Origin of the sequence: Tunturiibacter empetritectus (assembly GCF_013410875.1) — a bacterium.
GTDB lineage: Bacteria > Acidobacteriota > Terriglobia > Terriglobales > Acidobacteriaceae > Edaphobacter > Edaphobacter empetritectus.
Genome location: NZ_JACCCU010000002.1, coordinates 802092 through 821068, shown reverse-complemented (window position 1 = coordinate 821068; position 18977 = coordinate 802092). Strand labels below are relative to the sequence as shown.

Here is an 18977-nt window from a genome sequence, read left to right as displayed (position 1 = left end):
AGGGAAGTTCTAGTTTAGCGGAATCAAGCTCCCCGTTTCGCAGAGCAGCCGTGATTGTTGCTACATCGCTTCATTGGTTCGAGACTCTGCCCATTTGTCATTGTCGGAAGCAGGGCTTCCAGTAGGAAGATTAATCGAGACACGCAGTCCAGGCATTGCATTCTCCGCTCGAATAGTCCCACGGTGAAGTTCGACAGACCGCATCGCAATGCAAAGCCCCAAACCAAGTCCGCCTTGGCTAGCTGACCGAGCAGGATCGACCTGAAAGAATGGATCGAAGATACGCTCGAGCAGCTCTTCAGGCACTCCCGGGCCATAATCTCGAACTGTAATCGAAGACCAGGCGTGACTCTGGTTGAGCGTCACTTCAACGGTCGCCTTCTCCGGAGAATGTCGAACAGCATTCCGCAAAACATTTCCGATCGCGCGTCGTAGATGTTCTGCTTCGCCTGAGATCATCTCCCTTGCGGAACCCGTACAGGAAACCGGGCATCCCTTCGCGGCAGCCTCCAGTTCGCAGTCGCGAACAGCCTCAAGCACAATCCCCTCCAGATCAACAGGAGAACTTCCCAGGCCATAGTTAGCGCCACCCGGCGGTCCAAGACTCAATGCGGTCAACTCCGAGACCAGAAAGCTGAGTCGATCGACATCTCGCTTCACTTCATCCATTGCAACACTCTGGTTCGGAGCCGTCCTCGCTAGCTCCGTCGAAAAGCTCAGCCTCGTCAAAGGAGCCCGCAGTTCATGAGAAACATCCTGTAATAGCTGCCGCTCTCTTCGGAAGGCAACCTCCAGCCGATCCGCCATGTCGTCATACGACTTCGCCAGAGCTCCAATCTCGTCGTGTCGCTTCGTTCCGATGCGTGCACTCATGTTGCCCATTCCAAAGCTTTCAACAACGGCAGCCATTCTGCGCAATGGCAGCACAATATACGCCGTTGAAAATGCTCCCAAAGCGAAAACGACACCCGCGATAAGGAAATAAAAGCGGCCGAAGGATACTCCAGGACTTTCGTTCTCTTCTGTGACGAAAAACCAGTACCGGCGATCTTCGGACTGCTGCGTCAGAGTAAAGTGGCCGTTGTGCCAACCCCGTGAATTTGTTTCCGGGATAGGGGGAAGAGAACTGGAGTGGTCTTCTCCTCCATCCATGCTCCGGCCGCTCCCATCCAGCAGAAAATGCTTGCCCCCGAACTGCCTGTCGAGTCTCTGAAGATAAGCCCGCAGCGCCGGAAGCCCCCTGCCTTCGAATGCCGACCGCGCGTCCTCCAACTCCATCCGGTCCATCCTGTGAAACACCGGGTCGAAGTAAACGTGCTCCGTCTGTTGTGAAATCGCAAATGCAGTGAACAGGCAGATGACAAGAACACAGAGCGAGGCAAGCGCGACCGCCGTGCTCAGAGACCGTATCACCGTGGATCCTCATCGTCTATCACCAGAACATATCCGGTGCCCCGAACAGTGCGAATTCTCGAACCCTCTGAACCAAGCTTCGTGCGGATGTGGCTGATGTGAACATCGAGGCTTCGATCAAAGTGGCTCGGTTGCCTGTCTTGAATCGCAGTGGTCAGAGAATCCCTCGTAACCACGCGACCGTTTGCCCGGCTTAGTATCAGCAGTAGTTCAAACTCCACCGCCGTAAAGTTGATACGGGCATTCTCTCGAAAGACCTCACGGCTCGTCTCCGAGATGCGCAGAGGACCAATCCTCTGCCACTGCGAGCTGACTGCAGCAGGTTCGGATCGACGAAGAACTGCGCGGATGCGAGCCAGAAGTTCCTCCGGATCGAACGGCTTGCACAGATAATCGTCCGCACCGCTGTTGAGACCAGTCAAGCGATCCGTTGCCATACTCCTGGACGTCAGCATAATGATCGGAATTGTACTGCTCCGACGCACCTGGTGAAGTACCGCGAAGCCATCGAGAACGGGAAGAGTCACGTCCAGCAAAACTAGATCGTATGCGTTTGAGATCGCCTCAGTGACTCCGTCGCGGCCATTGGCGCTGCAGGTCAACCTGTAACCGGCCTTTCCCAGGTACAACCCAATCAGCCGGCAAAGCTCCACATCATCGTCGATAAGCAGCAGCGAGATCTTTGTGTCCGTATCTGTAGAACGTACTCCGGATATGCCCATTGATTTTGCGCCAGCCGCCCAAAAGGTTCCGCGGGACGAAAGCGAGGGTCCGAAATCGTCAGAAGACCCGGACCCAAACCCATCGCGCTATTTGGCTGCGGTGTCTTTGATCATAAGGTTCCCAAGCTTTGTCGAAAAGCCTTGAAGAAGAGTCTTGTCTCCCGACATTGTAATGATCGCCCCATTGGAAGTCGCCGTACTGGGAGTTACCGTGATCGGAACGGACAAATTATGCCGACTGCCGCTGATCGAAAGTTCTACAACTCCAGTGCCATCGGGCCAATGAAGGGAGTAATCCCCTGCTGGCAATGTATTCGAGCCTACAGTCACGGTCTCATACAGAGTCACCGACGCGGAATGTTGAACTGCCGCGTAGCTGACGGTCACGAATGCGAGGACTAGTGCGAACCCGCTCAAAAGTCTCTTCATAATTTTTTCTCCTTTGCCCGGCACTTCCGGAGCTGGCCTGAGTTAATCACCGCGGCAGCCTTCCGAAACCTAAGAAGTCTTAAGCCGCAAACCTCCGACAGCCTCTAACCTCTAAGTGGCGGGTGCATATAAGATTTTTTGAGGATCGAGGAGAGGAGATGAGAGCTTTTCAACAGTGGTCGCTGATTGCCGAGGTAGCCCTCCTGTTTGGAGCAGCGTCGGTCCTGGCACAGCCGACCACATCCTCTGAAGCGCTCTACACCGAGTCCCGTCCCGCGATGGGTACGGTCTTCACCATCAAATGCTACATGCCCGATCGTGAGAGTGCAGACGAGGTCATGGACGCAGCCTTCGAGGAGATCAATAGGCTGGAAGCGTTGCTGAGCAACTATCAACCATCGAGTGAGCTGTCGCGGATCAGTCGCGAATCGGGTAGCGGCCCCGTGGTCACCGACCCGGAGACATTTGGCTTCCTTGCCAAATCGTTCGATTGGAGCGATCGATCTCACGGAGCATTCGACATCACCGTAGGTCCTCTGCTTCGTGCCTGGGGTTTCAAGGCGCGGAACGGACATGTACCGACGCAAGCAGAGCAGAAGCTTCTCCGCGACCAGGTCGGATGGGACAAGGTGAAACTTGATCCGGCAACGAATTCCGTTCGATTTACCACCCACAATCCAATGGAGCTGGACCCGGGAAGCATCGGCAAGGGTTTTGCGGTAGACAGCGTGGTGGCCCTGCTGCGCGAGAGCGGCGTCCACGCGGCATTCCTCTCGGCTGGGGGCAGCACGTTGTACGGCCTTGGCGCTCCGCCGGGTAAGGCCGGTTGGCCAGTCGAAGTTCCAGATCCCCGAACCGCAGGGAGCATAGCGACCACGTTTCTCCTGCACGATACGTCTCTTTCCACTGGTGCATGCACGGAAAAATTCTTCATCCAGAACGGACATCGCTACTGTCACATCTTCGATCCCCGCACTCTGATGCCAGTGGAAGGTGTTCTTCAGTCCACCGTGATTGCACCGAGTGCGACCGACAGCGATGCGCTCTCGACCGTTGTCTTCGTGCTCCCGCCTGCGCAGACTCGAGAGGTGCTGCGCGGACTGCAGGGTACACAGGCTATCCTGTTCTTATCGGCGCCCGGTGCGCCCACCTGCATCGTCTTCGGAGCGCCGGACTCCGCCTGCGATGCTCATATGCCCGCAACCAGAAAAGGAGTTCGTCCCTGATGGATCATCGGATGGATCGTCGCACGTTTACCCAGAGTCTTTCAGCTCTTGCCCTGGCTTCCTCCGCTTCGCTCAGCAGCTCTGCCCTGCAGGTTGCAGCCAGCGTAGTTGCCCCACAGGGATCCACTGACGACACGCGAGCGGAGCGGCAGACGGCACGAACGACCGTAAAGACGCCGCTGCGATTGGGTCTCATCGGCGCTGGCAGCCGCGGACAAGAGCTGACGCGGAGCTTTCTGCGTGTCCCAGGAGTCAAGGTCACCGCAGCCGCTGACGTATACCCACTACGATTTGAGCAACTCAACAAGGTATGCGGATATGAGGTAGCAAAGCACGCCGAGTACAGCGCGCTTCTCGATCGCAACGACCTCGATGCAATCGTGGTAGCCACACCACTCGGCCTGCATGCGGAACACGTGTTGGCAGCGTTAAAGAGCCGCCGGCCGGTCTACGGGGAAAAGACTATGGCCTACACCATCGAACAGGCGCGACAGATCGTGACAGAGGTGACTGCCGGAAAGCAGATATTTCAAGTAGGTCACCAGTACCGCTACTCTCCCTGGATTCGCGCCGCCATGGCGCGGGTTCAGGCAGGCGAGATCGGCGACGTCACCCACGTTCTGGCTTATTGGAACCGGAACAGTAGTTGGCGGAGACCCGTGCCCGATCCATCGTTGGAGCGGCTGATCAATTGGAGACTCTATCACCAGTGGTCACTCGGGCTGATCGCCGAACTAGGGTCGCATCACATGGATATCGCCAACTGGGCCATGGGCTCCTACCCGGTAGCAGCGCAAGCCTCAGGCTCGATCTGCTGCTACCACGACGGACGTGAGACGGACGATAACGTCCAGGTCATCCTGAGCTATCCAGCTGGCAGACGGATGGTCTTCACCTCGATGACCGATAATGCCAAGATGGGCGATCAGCTCTGGCTCTATGGAACCAAAGGCTCGCTGAACCTGACGCTGCAGGACGCAACCTTCTTTTACGAGCCACGAAAAGTAGAGGTAGACAAGGTTGTAAAAACCGGCGAAGGCCACGAGCCGGCAGTCACAAGCGCCTCCTACAACCCGGCCAACGAGATGCCGTACCGCGGACCTGGAAGTCCCGTTCAGGTTAAAGACGGAGAAGATCCAACGACAGCGGCCACGCGGGCGTTCGTCCACTGTGTCCGAACAGGGGACCGGCCCATCGCAGACGAACACGTCGGCTTGGGCTCTGCATTGGCCGTTGTGTCAGCAAATGAGGCGCGTGTCACCAAGCGAGAGGTTGAGATCGCTATCGTCTAAACACTCGCTGCCGCGCGTCGAACCTTCGTTTTTCGCAACGAATCAGGGATACCCAGAAGTGACGCGAGTGAGCGGGTTCAGTTACTGCCATGTTCTTGGCCCGCCCGCACAAGCATGCCAATACTCTCCTGAATTGGAAAGCCCCAAAATAAATCCCAAATCCTTGTCACATTTTTAGAGACCGGAAAAGTGACTGCCAAAACACCACATCCACCACGCAAAACACCACAACTTCACCACCAAAACACCACGTTAAAACACCCGATTTCCCCAAAAACCCCAGCAAAAACGCACAAAGCATCGCGCAGGAAAAAATCCGTAGTCTGCCGCCCGGTCGAACGCCAAAACACAATCCCCAAAATTCAAATCCGGAGGCGCACGCTACCGCCACCGTCCCGATAATCCCCAATACCAGACTGTAAACTGTACTGAGGACCATACTTATGACAGCAACTCCAATGATAGGCAAACCGGTTGCCGACGCAATCGTGACCAAAGTAAAAGCAGATGTCGTTGATTTAAAAGAGCGCTACGGAATCACCCCACAACTAACGGTGGTCCAGGTAGGAAAAGACGCCTCCTCCGAAGTCTATTTGCAGAACAAAGTAAAGAGCTTCGCCAAAATCGGCATCGCCGTAAAGCCCCACACCTTCGAATCCACCGTCAGCGCCGCCGTGCTCGAAGACACAGTGAGTGCCTTGAGTGAAGACAAATCCGTTCACGGAATCATGATCGGTCTACCCCTTCCACTACACATCGAAAACTCCACCGCCGCAAACAGAGGCAAATTCGATATCTTCGACCGCATCCATCAATTCAAAGACGTCGATGGTGTATCGCGACACTCCACAGCGGAGCTCTATCGAGGGCAACTTGAGCGCCTGACCTTCCTTCCCTCAACCGCCCTGGCTGTAAGTCGAATGCTGAAGTTCTACGGTGTCGAAACAGCAGGGAAACGAGTTGTAGTAGTAGGCAGAAATGACATCACCGGCAAGCCGATTCATCATATGCTAGGCGGCCGAATGGGAAACGCAACGGTCTCATGGTGCCACCGGTTCACGCCCAAGGAGACGCATGACGACCTGACCAGAGCGGCAGATATCGTCGTTACCTGCGTCGGCAGCCCTCGATATCAATTGAAAGCAGATGTTCTTCGCGGCGGATCCACAGTGATCGACGTAGGCACACGAGTCGACAAGGACGGCAATTTGATTGGAGATGTAGACTTCGACGGCGTGAAGCACGTTGCAGCCTTGTTGACGCCGGTACCCAGAGGTGTCGGACCCGTTACAGTGGCCTGTCTAATGGAAAACGTCGTCAGGGCTACAAGGTTTTGCGCCGGAGAAGATGTCCGCGGATATCTCCTCTAGGCCATCTTCTCTAGGCCAATTCAATGCAAGTCTCAATATAATGACGTCTCATGCGTTTTACTAAGACTGTCCTCGTCCTACTTTTCGTATCCTCCTTGCTCTGCGCTCAGGAACTGACCACTCGATATTGGGGCGGGACGCTGCAGAACGAAACCGGCGCATCAATCGATGGTGCAACGATCCGCCTCGTTGCGAAGCAAGGTGAACTTAGCTCGAAAACATCGGCAGACGGCAGCTTTCAACTCCCCAATCCAGCCCCCGGCGACTACATGCTCGAGGTAACAACGGCCGACGGCATCCTTCATCGCTCCGTGGAGCCACTCAAACTCAAAGCGGGCTCACCCCAAGCGATAGTGACACTCTCCGCTGAGGGAGCCATCTCGGTTGTATTTCGCGCAGCCGATGCTGCGAAGACCGGCGGAGAGAAGCTCTCCAGTCAGACAGTCAGCGCAATTCCATTGAACAAACGCGATTTCAGCCAGTTGCTGCTGCTCGCGGCTGGAACGATGACCGACGCCAATGGCCAGACGAACTTCACCCAGCAGTTCGCCATCAACGGACAGCGCGGCGTCGAGGCAGTCTTCGCTATGGATGGCGCCGACACGAGCGACCCCGAGATGGGAGGCGCGACGTTCAGCAACTTCAACGTCGATGCTGTCCAGGAGATCCAATCGACCTCAGGCTGGATGCCCGCCGAGATTGGGCGCGGCGCAGCAGGTTTTACAAACATTACGACACGCTCCGGAAGCAGTGGTTTTCACGGCTCCGTCTTCGAGTTTCTTCGCAACTCCGCACTCGACGCACGCAACTACTTCGATCATCCTTCTATCGCCGAACCGGGTCGAATCCCGCCATTTCGGCGCAATGAATTCGGCTTCACCAACGGCGGCCCGATCATCCTGCCCCATCTTTATGACGGAAGCGGCAAGACATTCTACTTCGCGCAATATCAAGGCTTTCGTCAGGTTCTTGGAACAACACAGGTCCTCCCGGTGCCCACGGCCTCCGAGCGGCTTGGCATCGACACGACCGCGTTTCCAGGCGATACGCTGGTCATTACGCCCAAGCCGGAGATCGCGAAGATTCTCTCCCGCTATCCGCTGCCCAATAACCCGACAGGCTCCTACGGAGCCAATACCTACGCGGCGTCCTCCAAAGTAGTCACGAACGCCAACCAGTTCTCCGTGCGTATCGACCAGGTGCTCTCCCCCAGCAAACACCTTACCGCGAGATTCAACTTCAACAATCTCTTCGGCCCGACCACCAACCCTGATCAAACAGCCATTGATCCCAGCTTCGGCGTCGTGTACGTCGATCATCAGCGCAATGGAGTCCTTACCTACAACCAGACAGTCTCTCCTCGCTTCTCCTTCGAGAGTTCTATAAGCGTGACTCGAACGACACCCCAGTTTCCAACACCGAACCACACCGACCCAGCAGTCAAGTTCAACGACGGACTCTTCGAAGCCTTCAACTCTGCGGCAGGCTCAGTCGCGTCCGCATACGGCAATCTCTTTCAGGCCAGACAGAACTTCGTAGTCACCATCGGACGTCACCTCATCAAGGCTGGCGGAGAGTTCCGCGCCAATCGCGACACGACCTACTTCGGTACCAGCCCAAACGGCGAATACGACTTTGGTGGAGGGACAGCCTATTCTCCTGTAGACATCACCTCGCAGAGCGGTGCTCACAACATCCGCGTCGGCGATCCTCTTCCAGATACCCTTAGCGGGCTGCTCACCGGGAGTGCCTTTGTTTACACAAGGGCGGTCGCGGCACCTTATGTCTCAGGTGGCGATCACATCGGCCCTGCAGCCGTCTCTCGCAACGGCGGAGCAATCTACGCCCAGGACACCTTCAAGATCTCCGACCGGGTCGTGCTCGACTACGGAGTTCGCTACGAGATCTACTCTCCCATCGCCGAACGTGCTCATCGCACCTCAGGCTTCCTCATCAACGGTTCGCAGCAGCAATATCTCGTCAATCCTCAGCCTGGATATCACTTCGACTGGGGCGGTATCGCTCCCCGAGTTCAAGTCGACTGGAAGGTTACAAATACACTTCACCTTCACGCTGGCGGCGGCATCACGACAATCCCGCCCAACATCTGGCAAGACAATTTTCTAACCGGTGCCGTCCCCTTCGTGATCTATCCCCACATTACTGCCGCCGTTGGAGCGCCGATTCTGTATGGATTTCAGATCACCTCAGCGCAGCTTCCCACCTTCTACACTCCCACTGGACAAAACGTCTTTGCCAGCGGCAATACCAAAAGCGTTCCATCCAACACCGTTCTCGACGTGGAGCGCTATCAAAGAGATCTTGCCGCGCTCTCGCCAGGCGCTCAGTTCACGCCGCTAAACCTGACAGGAATCGACCGCCACTTCGGCAACGGTTATCTGCAAACGTGGACACTCGGCGCCGAACGTCAGTTCGGTAAGCTCACCGCGGACGCCGCCTATGTCGGCACTGCATCGGTCAAGCTGCCGCGTACCGCCTTTCCCAACAGCTACTCTGGAGCCAGTCCGGAATTCGCTACTCATACCCAGTTTGACGGTTCTGGCAACGCGATCGGCGGTTTTGGGACGGAACAGCTCATCGTAAATAATGCTCACTCCAGCTATCACTCGTTGCAAACTTCGCTTACTGGGACACCCTTTCAGGGTGGCCCCGGCATTCAACTCAGCTACACCTGGTCAAAGTCGATCGATGACACAAGCGGCGTCACGGCAAACGGAAATACCACTGGCGCGATATCCAATCCGTACCCGCAAAATCCATTCAATACCCACGCAGAAAAGGGGCCATCCAGTTTCGACGTTACCCATGGCTTCACCATGAGCCTCGCTCAAGATCTGCAGTTGGAAAAGATCGAGCTGCTGCAACCGATCAATCGAAAAGTCACAGCCGGGTGGGAGCTGTTGAGCATCTCGACGATCAGCAGTGGTCTGCCCTTCACCGTCTACTCCGGCGTACAGCAGACAGGTGCAGGCTCCAACGGAGTTGATCGGCCAAACCAGATTGCAAAGCCGACTCTCTCCACCGCTAGAAAAGTTCGCGAAGACTACTTTGGACAGGGAGCAAACAACGCCAACTTCTTTTCAATCCCAATCAATGAACCGGGCGGCACAGGACCGAACCAAGGATTCTTCGGCTTTCTTGGTAGAAATACCTTTCGCGGACCGGCCTATTACGACTTTGATTTCTCGCTTATCAAGGACACTCCCGTCGGAAGGCGTGTCGGCGGTTCCGAACTCTTCGACGTGGAGTTCCGGTCAGAGTTCTTCAACCTGTTCAACATCGTAGATATGGGTCTGCCGGCCAATACGATCAAAGGATCCGGCTTCGGCGTAATCAGCAAAACCGCAGGAACCTCGCGGCAGATCCAGTTCTCCGTGAAGCTACTTTTTTGAGCGCCTCTGTTAGAGGAGCGCAAGTCTCGCACATTTTTTGCTTCGACCACTCGCGCATTGCGAAAAGTATGGAAGTATCGGCGCGAATCCTCGCCGCTACTTACTTGCCTGCCGGAGCCTGAGGCGCATCAACTCCGAACCGAGTGATGTTCCAGATATTCCTGCAGTACTCCTGAATCGATCGATCGGAGGAGAACCGACCCATGCGTGCTGCATTGTAGATCGACATCTTCGACCATCCCTCCTGGTCCGAATAAGCTTTACCCACCTGATCCTGACAGTCGACATAAGACTGATAGTCGGCGAACAAAAGATAGGGATCAGTATTGAGCAGACCGTCGACCAGCGGGCGGAAAAGATTGCGGTCGCCTCGCGAAAACTGTCCGGAGACGATGCTATCGATGACCTCGCGCAGCTCCCCATTCGACTCGTAGATTTGATGAGGGTGGTAGCCGGCAGCCTTCTTCGCGGCAACTTCTGCTGCGGTCAATCCGAAGAGGAAGAAGTTTTCATGCCCCACAGCCTCGCGAATCTCAATGTTGGCTCCGTCGAGAGTCCCGATGGTAAGCGCTCCATTCATGGCGAACTTCATATTGCCCGTGCCGGATGCCTCTTTGCCGGCCGTAGAGATCTGTTCACTAAGATCGGCGGCAGGGTAGACCAGCTGGCCGAAGGTGACGTTGTAGTCCGGAAGAAAGACCACCTTCAGCTGTTGATTTACCTCCGGATCATTATTGATGACCTCAGCGACTGAGGTGATCAGCTTGATGATCAACTTCGCTATGAAGTATCCAGGAGCAGCCTTTCCGCCGAACAGGAAAGTCCGCGCCGGAATCTCCAGCCCGGGAGTCTTCTTCAAGCGCTGATACTGCGTCAAGATGTAAAGAAGGTTCAAATGCTGCCGCTTGTACTCGTGAATGCGCTTCACCTGCGCGTCGAACATCGACTTCGGATCGACAGCAATTCCGGTCGTGTTGGCGATGTACTGGGTCAGTCGAACCTTGACGGCGTACTGTACATTGCGCCAATCCGCACGGAAGGCGGAGTCTTCGGCATAGCGCTCTAGCTGTGAAACCCGATCGAGATCCCCAATCCAATCCTGTCCAATCTTGCTGATCATCAGCTCCGTCTGCTCAGGATTGCTAACCGCCAGCCAGCGCCGCGGCGTCACGCCATTGGTTACGTTGATGAACTTCTCAGGCCACAGCTCATAGAAGTCGTGAAGCACGTCGCTCTTCAGCAACTCGGTATGCAGTCGAGCGACCCCGTTGATATGCTCGCTTCCAACGCAAGCGAGGTGGGCCATGCGAACGTACCTCTCCCCATGCTCGTCGATCAGAGACATGCGAGCCACCCGATCTTCATCGTTCGGGAACCGCTCGCGCAGCGCACTCAGAAAGCGCGCATTGATCTCATAAATGATCTCGAGGTGGCGAGGCAGCAATGAGCCGAACATCGGCAGCGGCCAGCGTTCGAGCGCCTCTGGCAGAAGAGTGTGGTTGGTGTAATTAAAGGTATGCGAGGTGATCTCCCAAGCCTTGTCCCATCCCAGACCATGAATATCGATCAGGAGCCGCATCAGTTCGGCGACGCCGATCGACGGATGAGTATCGTTGAGCTGGACGACACACAGCTCGTGGAAGTTCTCAATGGCATGGCCCGCATTCTGATGCCGCCGGATCATATCCTGCAGGGAACACGAGGTGAAAAAATACTGCTGCTGCAGGCGAAGTTCTTTGCCGCGAATCTCTTCGTCATTCGGATAAAGAACCTTAGAAATATTCTCGGCGAAGACCTTCGCCCCGACCGCACCCTCATAGTCACCGCTGTTGAAGCGTTCAAAGTAGAAGGATTCGGTCGCTTCGGACCTCCACAGGCGGAGAGTGTTTGCGACTCCCGAGCGATACCCCAGGATCGGCGTGTCATAAGGAATTCCCTTGACCACTTCCCCGGGAATCCACTGCACCTTGTACTCGCCGAAGGGATCTCTCCAAGACTGAGTATGTCCGCCGAAGGCTACTTCGACGTCGGCCTGCGGACGCCGAATCTCCCAGGGATTGCCGTAGCGCAGCCAGTAGTCCGTGAGCTCGACCTGCCAGCCATCACGGATCGTCTGATGAAACATGCCATACTCATAGCGAATCCCGTACCCCATCGCAGGAACTCCCAGCGTTGCCAATGAGTCGAGATAGCACGCCGCAAGTCGGCCCAGTCCACCATTGCCCAATCCAGGCTCGCTCTCCTGCTTGATCAATAGATCGAGGTCAAGATCGAGCTCCGACGTTGCCTGGCGAACAGCCTCCTGGAGTCCAAGATTGAGTATGTTGTTTGCCAGATGAGGTCCCATCAAAAACTCAGCCGACAAATAATGGACAGTACGCATGTGATGCTTTACGTAATCTCCTTTGGTCGTGAGCCAGCGGGCCAGAATCCGGTCTCGCACTGTATAGGCGAGAGCCATGAAGTGATCCATGTCCGTCGCCACCTCGGCTCGCTTGCCCACAACGTAGAACAGATTATCCAGAATCGCTTGTTTGAGCGCCGGAACCGTGATGCTGGTCCGATCGTCATCAACTATCAGGTCATGCCCCTTCGGCGTTGGTTCCTGCATGGCGTGCCTCGTTTCTAGTGGCCTGCTTCTGTTGCAGAGAGCAGAGAGAGGTGAGAACTTAAAAACTATGCAGTCGACAGGGAAGTACTAGTGTCGTGCCGACTCCTTATGCTGACTCCCTCTATGATCGATGCTAGAGACGGCTCTAAAGCGGCAGCAATAAAATATTGCGAACTCTAAATAATTTACGGGAAAATAATTCATACGACATTCACGAACCATCGGTGATGGCTCCAATCGCCTCGTTCGTCTTGTCACTAGACGTAAGCAAAATCATCGGAACTCACGCGATCCAGGCAGTTCAAAGTTTTCCACTCTACAAACACCTCAAGGCTCGATCGCGAGTTGTGGATTTGCATCGAATATACTAACTACTGGCATGAGCGAAGAAGATCTCAAACAACGGCTTGCATATTTTCAACAGAGGCTCGAAGAGGCCAAGCGAAGGCACTCCGCAAAAGAGCCGCACCCGCGAACCTTCGATGCCGGCTACACCACCGAAACCTTCAAGACTTGGGCCGAATCAATCGCCGTTATTAATGAGCGCCTTGCAACCATCAACGATCAGCTGAAGGTGGAGGCTCGAAAGTCGAATCTGGCCCAAAAAGACCTCTAGGAGATCGCGGTTCCCTGAGGCGGCATCCGTAACTCGACATCGGCGGCAAGTTCCAGGGGCCCCTAGGCAACTCCTGCGACAGTTTACTCATCCGACAACAAAACATAGTTACGTTGTAGAGGAGACCCTATGGCCGACCAAGCCGCTGCAACACATCCCCGTCGCCCTAAGATGGATGGATCATCTGATTCGATTTGTTTGAACTGTTTAGCGACTGTTGTTTCAAAGCATGAACAGGAGGCTGATAAGTCTGGCGTTGACTTGCGCCACATCTGTCATCCGTACTTCTCAGCCAGACGGACCCCTGTCCCGCAGCAGCTGTTGGCCTGAATCCGGGTCGCTCCCCAACAAATTCTCTAAAACTTATCTCAGCGCAACGTTATCTCTCGAGGACACCTCCTCGGTCGCCTCCGCTCGATGGCCTGTCACGAAGCTTCTGCCTCGCTTCTCCGGACCAAACCAGAAGATCAGAAGCAGCGAAACGATCACCAGCGTCTCAAAGGAACATAACGCCCAAGGATAGCCAAATCTGCTCCGCAGCAGATTCTGCAGCGGCAGCACAGGCGAAGCAAACAGCACGCCGAGCTGATACACAAACCCCGGAAACAACCCGCGAATCGCATCCGGAGCCAACTCATTCAAGTGCGCCGGAATCACCCCAAACGCCCCCTGCACACCGCTCTGCATCAAGTAAGATCCAACCACAATCGCCAGCACCGAGCCGCCGAATGCCCACATCGGCATCGCCAGCAGACACACCCCAAGCGCAGCCATCACGGCATACCGACGCCCAATCCGCTCCGACATCGCCCCCACCACAATAGCCCCGATGATCGCTCCAATGTTGTAGATCACCGGAACTCCAAAAGTAGCTCTCATTCCCAGCACGGTGACGCCGTTCATCCATGGCAGTGTCTTCAGGAAGTCGGGATAAAGATCCTGGGTACCGTGAGAGAGGCAGGTGATCGCTGCCATCAACAGCAAAAGGTATCCGAAGACGCCTAAGTGTTGAAACAACGTTCCGAATATCTTTCCGAGAGATGGCGTCCGATGCAACCGCCAGGCCGCCGATTCAGGCGCCACTGCAGCCAGCACAACAATCACTAGCGTGACCCCAACCCCCACAAAGAACATCGCCTGCCAGCCGAACCTCGGCGCTATCGTCTGCATTCCGATTGCCGCCATGAGATACCCAAACGGATAACCACCCTGCATAAGACCAGAGAGAACGCCACGCCTGTGCCGAGGCGCGCTCTCCATCGCATAGGAAGCGCAATACCCCAATAGCCACCCATTCCGAGACCGTACAACAGTCTCATCGCCATAAATATCCAATACGTCGGCGCAAGCCCGCTCAGTACGGTCACCGCCGAGAAGTACAGAACGCAAGCAATCAGCGGTTTCTTGCGTCCGAACTTATCGGCTAGGGCCCCGAAGAATAACGCTCCAATCGGTCGCATGGCCAGCGTCAGTGTCATGCTCCACACAATCGCGGCCTTCCCCACGTGAAATTTGCCCATCAGCTCCGATATCAGAAAGACGACGACAAAAAAATCGAATGCATCGAGAATCCAACCCAGAATGCCGGCCGCTACGGCAAACCTCCACCCTGGAGCGCCCGTCTCCGAGCTTGCAGCGGCTGCTTCGATCTCTTCAAAATGCATAAAAAAAGGGTCTCTCTTCCGGCGAGACTAGGAGATGGGTGATAGGTAGCGTATCCAGACCAGGCCAATCGGCAGTCATAAACACCTATCTGACCCTTGCAGAAATACTATCGTGATGCGGATTACTCCGCACGATGACATTCAGAGGTCATCGTGCCTGCAATTGAATCCGACGAAAAGGTAACTCCCCGGCCTCCAGCCTCCCACCAGATATAGCTCCCAGCCGCATATCGCGCTCCCGACCCCGAAGTTACATTTGCAAAGATCAGAGAATGTCCGGCAACGGGAACAATCGCAAGACTGTTACCCGCTCCGTTTATATACTCCACCGAAAATATTCCTGCAGGCAGTCCCATCTTGCTTCCCTGGCCGTCACATTGGTACTTCATCGTGTTCCGTGAGATCGGCTCTGTACTATTCAGGTGGATCGTTACGTCAGTGGCTCTCGCAAAAGCGCAACAAGCAAGAACAGTCACACCGGCCAGAGACTTCTTCAATGATGTCCGCATAAAATATCTCCTCGTCCTCAACCTCGTAGACGCAAACATCATACCTTCTAAGTCTGTGGCTTTCGATGTCGCGCGCCCGAGCCTTCGCTAACGTTCCGCGGCTGCACCCTGGTAAGTCCATCTTGAGGAGATGCTTCACGACCAAGGTGTCGCAAACTCATCGGTCTACGAGACCCGCCTGAGAGATCGTCCTGAAAAAGTAGAAACCTGCGGAGGTGATGTCTCCCGTCACCTCTCGCAGGCATCACCAGCCCGAACAACTCAACTGGCTGGAACTCAAGATCAATTTGTCCCTGCACACAGTAGTGATGGCTACCACAAGATCGTTTCAACATCTCCGACTACTTGCCTGAACCATTCTAAAGATGGCCAAATCGATCTAAGCCTGTCGAAGACAGCTGCAAATCTCTCACGACCCGGCGTAGAGCTGAAACGCTGCCCAATACATAGGCTTGCGCATCACACCGCTGGAGCGCATCATATCTAACTTAGCCGCTCGAAGCGCCTCGTCCGGATTGCTTCCGCCTTCAAGTCCGCCATACAAGCGATCCATCAGTTGCGGTGTCGAAGCGTCGTTTACCTCCCACAACGCTCCAATGACGTTATGCGCACCAGCCCGCAGGAACGCCCAGGATAGACCCACCATCTCCTCTCCCGCGTAAGCGCGAAGCCCCGATCCATAACAGGACGAGATAGTCACAAGCCGGGCGTGCAACGGATGACGCACAATCTCTCTCGCGTACAGCTTATAGTCATCCGCGTGTGCGGCAGGCGCCGAAAGCACCACCGCCGAATCCAGCGGACTAAGCCGACTCGCAGTTCCATGAGCGACGAAGTGGATGTACTCAAAACGATCCGGCCTGACTGTTCCATATGCCGATGGCACTGCCTCTGCCTGCGTCAACACGGTCTCTCGGTCCGTTGGAAAATGTCTTTTGATCTTATCGACTTCAGCCGGCGCATTGGGCAGGCTTTCATACTCCGAGCCCGAAGAGACCGGATTGCCGATCAACAGCAGATCATTCGCATCTTTGGAAGATACCGAATCTAGCCGCGACAGAAGCCGAATTGAGTTCGCGTTCGTCAGCGTCACATCTTCGATCCAGTAATGCAGTCTTTCGCCACCCGGCTTCAACAGAGTCTCGAAGTTCAACCCATTGAGGCCGCCATCAGGAATGATAAACACCTTTGTCCCATCCGGAATCATCGACGCAGCTGGAGCGACGATCGTGTCATAGAGATATCTACCGTCAACATTCCCCTCGCGCAGCGCATCACTCGACTTCAAAATCGCTCTCTGATAACTCTGAACATGAGATTCGAGCTCCTGTTTCTTCGGAAGCACAAACAGCCTAGTACGAGTAGCTGTCACAGCCCACAAGTAAGACTTCTCTGCTCCCAGAGAATAGAAGAGAATTGCAGCGTTATGTCTGCGAGCGATCGCCTGCGGATCGACGTCCTCCTTTAGAGTCACAAAAATTTGTTTCGCGGCTCCGAGACCCTCCTCCAGCGTTCGTGCGCGACCAAGGTCAAGAAGCTTCAAAGCCTCCCTCTGCCGACTCGAAGAGATTAGAAAATCTGCATAGTCACGATAGAGCGAATCCCCGTGCCCAAAAAAAGGTAACTTCAGCTCTTCGTTCTTAACGGAGTCTCGTTTCGCTTCGAAGGTGTGAATCGATTCACGATACCAGTGCTCCGCTTGAACTGCCTTATGTCTGTCGCTGTAATAATTGCCCAGGGAATCTTCGATATCCCATCTCAAGTAGGGAGTTCCGATCGACTCCTCATGGACTTGCAGCAGCATCTGCTCTGGGTTCTGCCCATTCGGCGTCCGCACCGCCAGAAGTGCCTGGACGTACAAAGGTTCTAACTTCGCCGACTTGTCTGCAGACTCCGCTGCCGCCCGGATCGCTTCATCGCAGTGACTCTTGGCCGAATCGAGCTGTCCTTTCTTAAATAGCACCATCGCCAGTTCAGTATTGGTCCCCGCAATCTCTTCCCGCGCATTGATCGCGGTTGCCACCTTCAGCGATTGTTCATAGTCCAGCTTTGCATCATCAAGTCTTCCAAGTTCGTAGTTCGAAGAACCGGCATTCCAAAGCCACTTAACCTCAAGGTACGTAGAGCCGGTCTCTCTCGCTTCTTTTTCAGCCAGTTTGAAGTTATATAAAGCCTTCTCAAAGTCGCCGAGATGAAAATAAGCGACTCCAAGATTCCCCAGTGCTACTTGAAGAAGCTGCCGCGATTGAATCGTCTTGGCAAAATCAGTTGCCGCATCCAGCGACGCCACCGCTTCGTCATAGTGTTCTTGTTGCAACTCGACGAACCCAAGATTCAAAAGGTCACTGGCTTCAAGGAACGTATCCCGCTGCTCTCGAGCAGCCCCCAGGCTCTTCTTATAGAGAGCTGTAGCTTCTGCCGGATGGTCGTTGGAGAGCTGAATCTTGGCCTCGGCCCGAAGAACCTCGCCGTTTAGCTTTGAGTGACTCAAATCGGTGAGACGCCGGGCCTCGCGCAAATCCTGATCAGCCAACTCCGGCTTATTCAGCCCGGAGTACGCTTGACCACACAGCAAATCTCTCTTGATCGCCAGATCACCATCGGTCGGATAAGAAACACCCTTCTCCGTCAATAGGGCAAGAACATCCTGGCGCTGTCCTTGATATGTGCGGATCTCAGCCTCAAGCATGCGAAACTTCATGGGCCAATCCGAGCCCATTTGAGAGAAGTCTTCTCGTGCCCTCTTCGCCCTCTGCTGGGCAACATCGAGATTGCCCTGCAAGGCATCGCTGCGAATGCTTTGATAAGTCTGCTCAGGATCCCGGCTCACGGAAGAGGAGCGGCAACCTGACGAAGTTGCGGCCAGCACAGTCACCGCAAAGAGCACTATGGTGGAAAAGTTGAACCCCCGCCCCCCACAACTCCCGCGCTGATATTCCCCTGGATACTGCAACCCAACTCGGCCCGAATCATGGAGAGCCGGACCGACCCGCAACTCGGAGTAAACTCCCCTAGAAAGATCCTGCCAAACTCCGGAATCTCCAGAACGTGACCGAACGATCGACCCGGAACGTTTTGATCCACGCCATCCACCAAGGAACATAGAACGCATCGATCTTCTCCTGGCTTCGGTTCCGAATCCATCCAGCTAAATCTGTCGTGCACCCATTTAACTTTCTTAGCATTGGCGCTCTTGATTATAGTGCGACCTTGCTCGCGGCTTGCCTTCTGAAACTCCTTGAGCGGAAGGCAGTCTTCATCCTCGCACTGCAGCGTCATAAACTTTTTGTTCATCACCGGCACAACATCGCGGCCTGCCACTCGCAGCCCATCAAACCGGGAACCGGCAAACGAAATGCGAGGGAAGCGAACGCCCTTGGCGTACTGAAGGGAGACCTGACCCACAATTCGATCGGCCGTCACGACCTCCATAATGTTCAGCCCCTCGATGACAGAGGTAGTCACCATCGACCACGGCCCCTCCTCACCCTGCTCTCTGCCCGAAACGCGTGTGTAAGCCGTTCGGCATGAGACGACCGAGTCGTGATCGAACGCTCCGGTCGTTGTCGTCACATGGCCTCCTACGGCCGGCAGCGAAGAATGTGCCTGTGACGGGATCACTTTTTGCGAAGGATGTTGAACGAATCCGCCCAGCGAGTGAGCATCGGATTGAAAGTAAAATGTCTTCGTTGAAGTGGGTCGCATATCAGCC

12 protein-coding genes and 1 pseudogene are annotated in these 18977 nt (G+C 55.1%); 5 read left to right on the top strand and 8 right to left on the bottom strand.

Going from position 1 to position 18977, the window contains the following annotated elements; translation table 11 throughout:
• Positions 1–60 precede the first annotated feature (60 nt).
• The 3 genes from HDF08_RS15555 to HDF08_RS15545 all read right to left on the bottom strand — a co-directional run bounded on the left by HDF08_RS15555 (position 61) and on the right by HDF08_RS15545 (position 2564).
• Positions 61–1413 carry a sensor histidine kinase gene (locus tag HDF08_RS15555; RefSeq protein ID WP_179639524.1) on the bottom strand — a complete coding sequence of 451 codons (1353 nt, stop codon included), beginning with the start codon at positions 1411–1413 and terminating at the stop codon, positions 61–63.
• Complete coding sequence (locus tag HDF08_RS15550) at positions 1410–2135, bottom strand: response regulator transcription factor (protein ID WP_179639523.1); 726 nt, start codon at positions 2133–2135, stop codon at positions 1410–1412. The genes HDF08_RS15555 and HDF08_RS15550 overlap by 4 nt, the downstream gene beginning before the upstream one ends.
• Positions 2136–2222: 87 nt before the next feature.
• On the bottom strand, positions 2223–2564 hold the full coding sequence (locus HDF08_RS15545; RefSeq protein ID WP_179639522.1) for a hypothetical protein: 342 nt from the start codon (positions 2562–2564) through the stop codon (positions 2223–2225).
• A 158-nt stretch (positions 2565–2722) separates the two neighbouring features.
• Here HDF08_RS15545 and HDF08_RS15540 point away from each other — a divergent pair, with 158 nt between their 5' ends.
• From HDF08_RS15540 to HDF08_RS15525, 4 genes are all read left to right on the top strand, one after another.
• Complete coding sequence (locus HDF08_RS15540; protein ID WP_179639521.1) at positions 2723–3790, top strand: FAD:protein FMN transferase; 1068 nt, start codon at positions 2723–2725, stop codon at positions 3788–3790.
• Positions 3790–5082, top strand: coding sequence for a Gfo/Idh/MocA family protein (locus HDF08_RS15535; protein WP_257031171.1), 1293 nt, complete (start codon positions 3790–3792; stop codon positions 5080–5082). Before HDF08_RS15540 ends, HDF08_RS15535 begins: the two co-directional genes overlap by 1 nt.
• A 443-nt stretch (positions 5083–5525) precedes the next feature.
• Positions 5526–6452 carry a bifunctional 5,10-methylenetetrahydrofolate dehydrogenase/5,10-methenyltetrahydrofolate cyclohydrolase gene (locus HDF08_RS15530; protein ID WP_179639520.1) on the top strand — a complete coding sequence of 309 codons (927 nt, stop codon included), beginning with the start codon at positions 5526–5528 and terminating at the stop codon, positions 6450–6452.
• Between the two features lie 50 nt (positions 6453–6502).
• Positions 6503–9865 carry a TonB-dependent receptor gene (locus HDF08_RS15525; RefSeq protein WP_179639519.1) on the top strand — a complete coding sequence of 1121 codons (3363 nt, stop codon included), beginning with the start codon at positions 6503–6505 and terminating at the stop codon, positions 9863–9865.
• Positions 9866–9965: 100 nt separating this feature from the next.
• On the opposite strand, the gene HDF08_RS15520 is transcribed toward HDF08_RS15525, so the two are convergent.
• On the bottom strand, positions 9966–12476 hold the full coding sequence (locus tag HDF08_RS15520) for a glycogen/starch/alpha-glucan phosphorylase (RefSeq protein WP_179639518.1): 2511 nt from the start codon (positions 12474–12476) through the stop codon (positions 9966–9968).
• 379 nt (positions 12477–12855) lie between these two features.
• Between HDF08_RS15520 and HDF08_RS15515 the strand changes: the two genes are divergently transcribed.
• Positions 12856–13092 (top strand): hypothetical protein, encoded by a 237-nt coding sequence (locus HDF08_RS15515; RefSeq protein ID WP_179639517.1) that lies wholly within the window; start codon positions 12856–12858, stop codon positions 13090–13092.
• A gap of 363 nt (positions 13093–13455) precedes the next feature.
• Here HDF08_RS15515 and HDF08_RS22210 read toward each other — a convergent pair.
• The 4 genes and pseudogenes from HDF08_RS22210 to HDF08_RS15495 form a co-directional block, all read right to left on the bottom strand.
• A pseudogene (locus HDF08_RS22210) lies at positions 13456–14612 on the bottom strand (MFS transporter).
• A gap of 266 nt (positions 14613–14878) precedes the next feature.
• The gene (locus tag HDF08_RS15505) at positions 14879–15265 is read right to left on the bottom strand and encodes an MliC family protein (RefSeq protein WP_218884722.1); all 387 of its coding nucleotides are present in this window, start codon (positions 15263–15265) and stop codon (positions 14879–14881) included.
• A 409-nt stretch (positions 15266–15674) separates the two neighbouring features.
• Positions 15675–17966: a CHAT domain-containing protein gene (locus tag HDF08_RS15500; protein WP_179639516.1), complete on the bottom strand. Its 2292-nt coding sequence runs from the start codon at positions 17964–17966 to the stop codon at positions 15675–15677.
• 185 nt (positions 17967–18151) lie between these two features.
• Positions 18152–18970 carry a hypothetical protein gene (locus tag HDF08_RS15495; RefSeq protein ID WP_179639515.1) on the bottom strand — a complete coding sequence of 273 codons (819 nt, stop codon included), beginning with the start codon at positions 18968–18970 and terminating at the stop codon, positions 18152–18154.
• Positions 18971–18977: the final 7 nt, after the last annotated feature.

Excerpts from the sequence above, each read along its gene's own strand:
- HDF08_RS15530 (WP_179639520.1), top strand. The coding sequence starts at position 5,526 with ATGACAGCAACTCCAATGATAGGCAAACCGGTTGCCGACGCAATCGTG.
- HDF08_RS15540 (WP_179639521.1), top strand. The coding sequence starts at position 2,723 with ATGAGAGCTTTTCAACAGTGGTCGCTGATTGCCGAGGTAGCCCTCCTG.
- HDF08_RS15505 (WP_218884722.1), bottom strand. The coding sequence starts at position 15,265 with ATGCGGACATCATTGAAGAAGTCTCTGGCCGGTGTGACTGTTCTTGCT.
- HDF08_RS15550 (WP_179639523.1), bottom strand. The coding sequence starts at position 2,135 with ATGGGCATATCCGGAGTACGTTCTACAGATACGGACACAAAGATCTCG.
- HDF08_RS15545 (WP_179639522.1), bottom strand. The coding sequence starts at position 2,564 with ATGAAGAGACTTTTGAGCGGGTTCGCACTAGTCCTCGCATTCGTGACC.
- HDF08_RS15495 (WP_179639515.1), bottom strand. The coding sequence starts at position 18,970 with ATGCGACCCACTTCAACGAAGACATTTTACTTTCAATCCGATGCTCAC.
- HDF08_RS15515 (WP_179639517.1), top strand. The coding sequence starts at position 12,856 with ATGAGCGAAGAAGATCTCAAACAACGGCTTGCATATTTTCAACAGAGG.
- HDF08_RS15535 (WP_257031171.1), top strand. The coding sequence starts at position 3,790 with ATGGATCATCGGATGGATCGTCGCACGTTTACCCAGAGTCTTTCAGCT.
- HDF08_RS15525 (WP_179639519.1), top strand. The coding sequence starts at position 6,503 with ATGCGTTTTACTAAGACTGTCCTCGTCCTACTTTTCGTATCCTCCTTG.
- HDF08_RS15500 (WP_179639516.1), bottom strand. The coding sequence starts at position 17,966 with ATGAAGTTTCGCATGCTTGAGGCTGAGATCCGCACATATCAAGGACAG.
- HDF08_RS15520 (WP_179639518.1), bottom strand. The coding sequence starts at position 12,476 with ATGCAGGAACCAACGCCGAAGGGGCATGACCTGATAGTTGATGACGAT.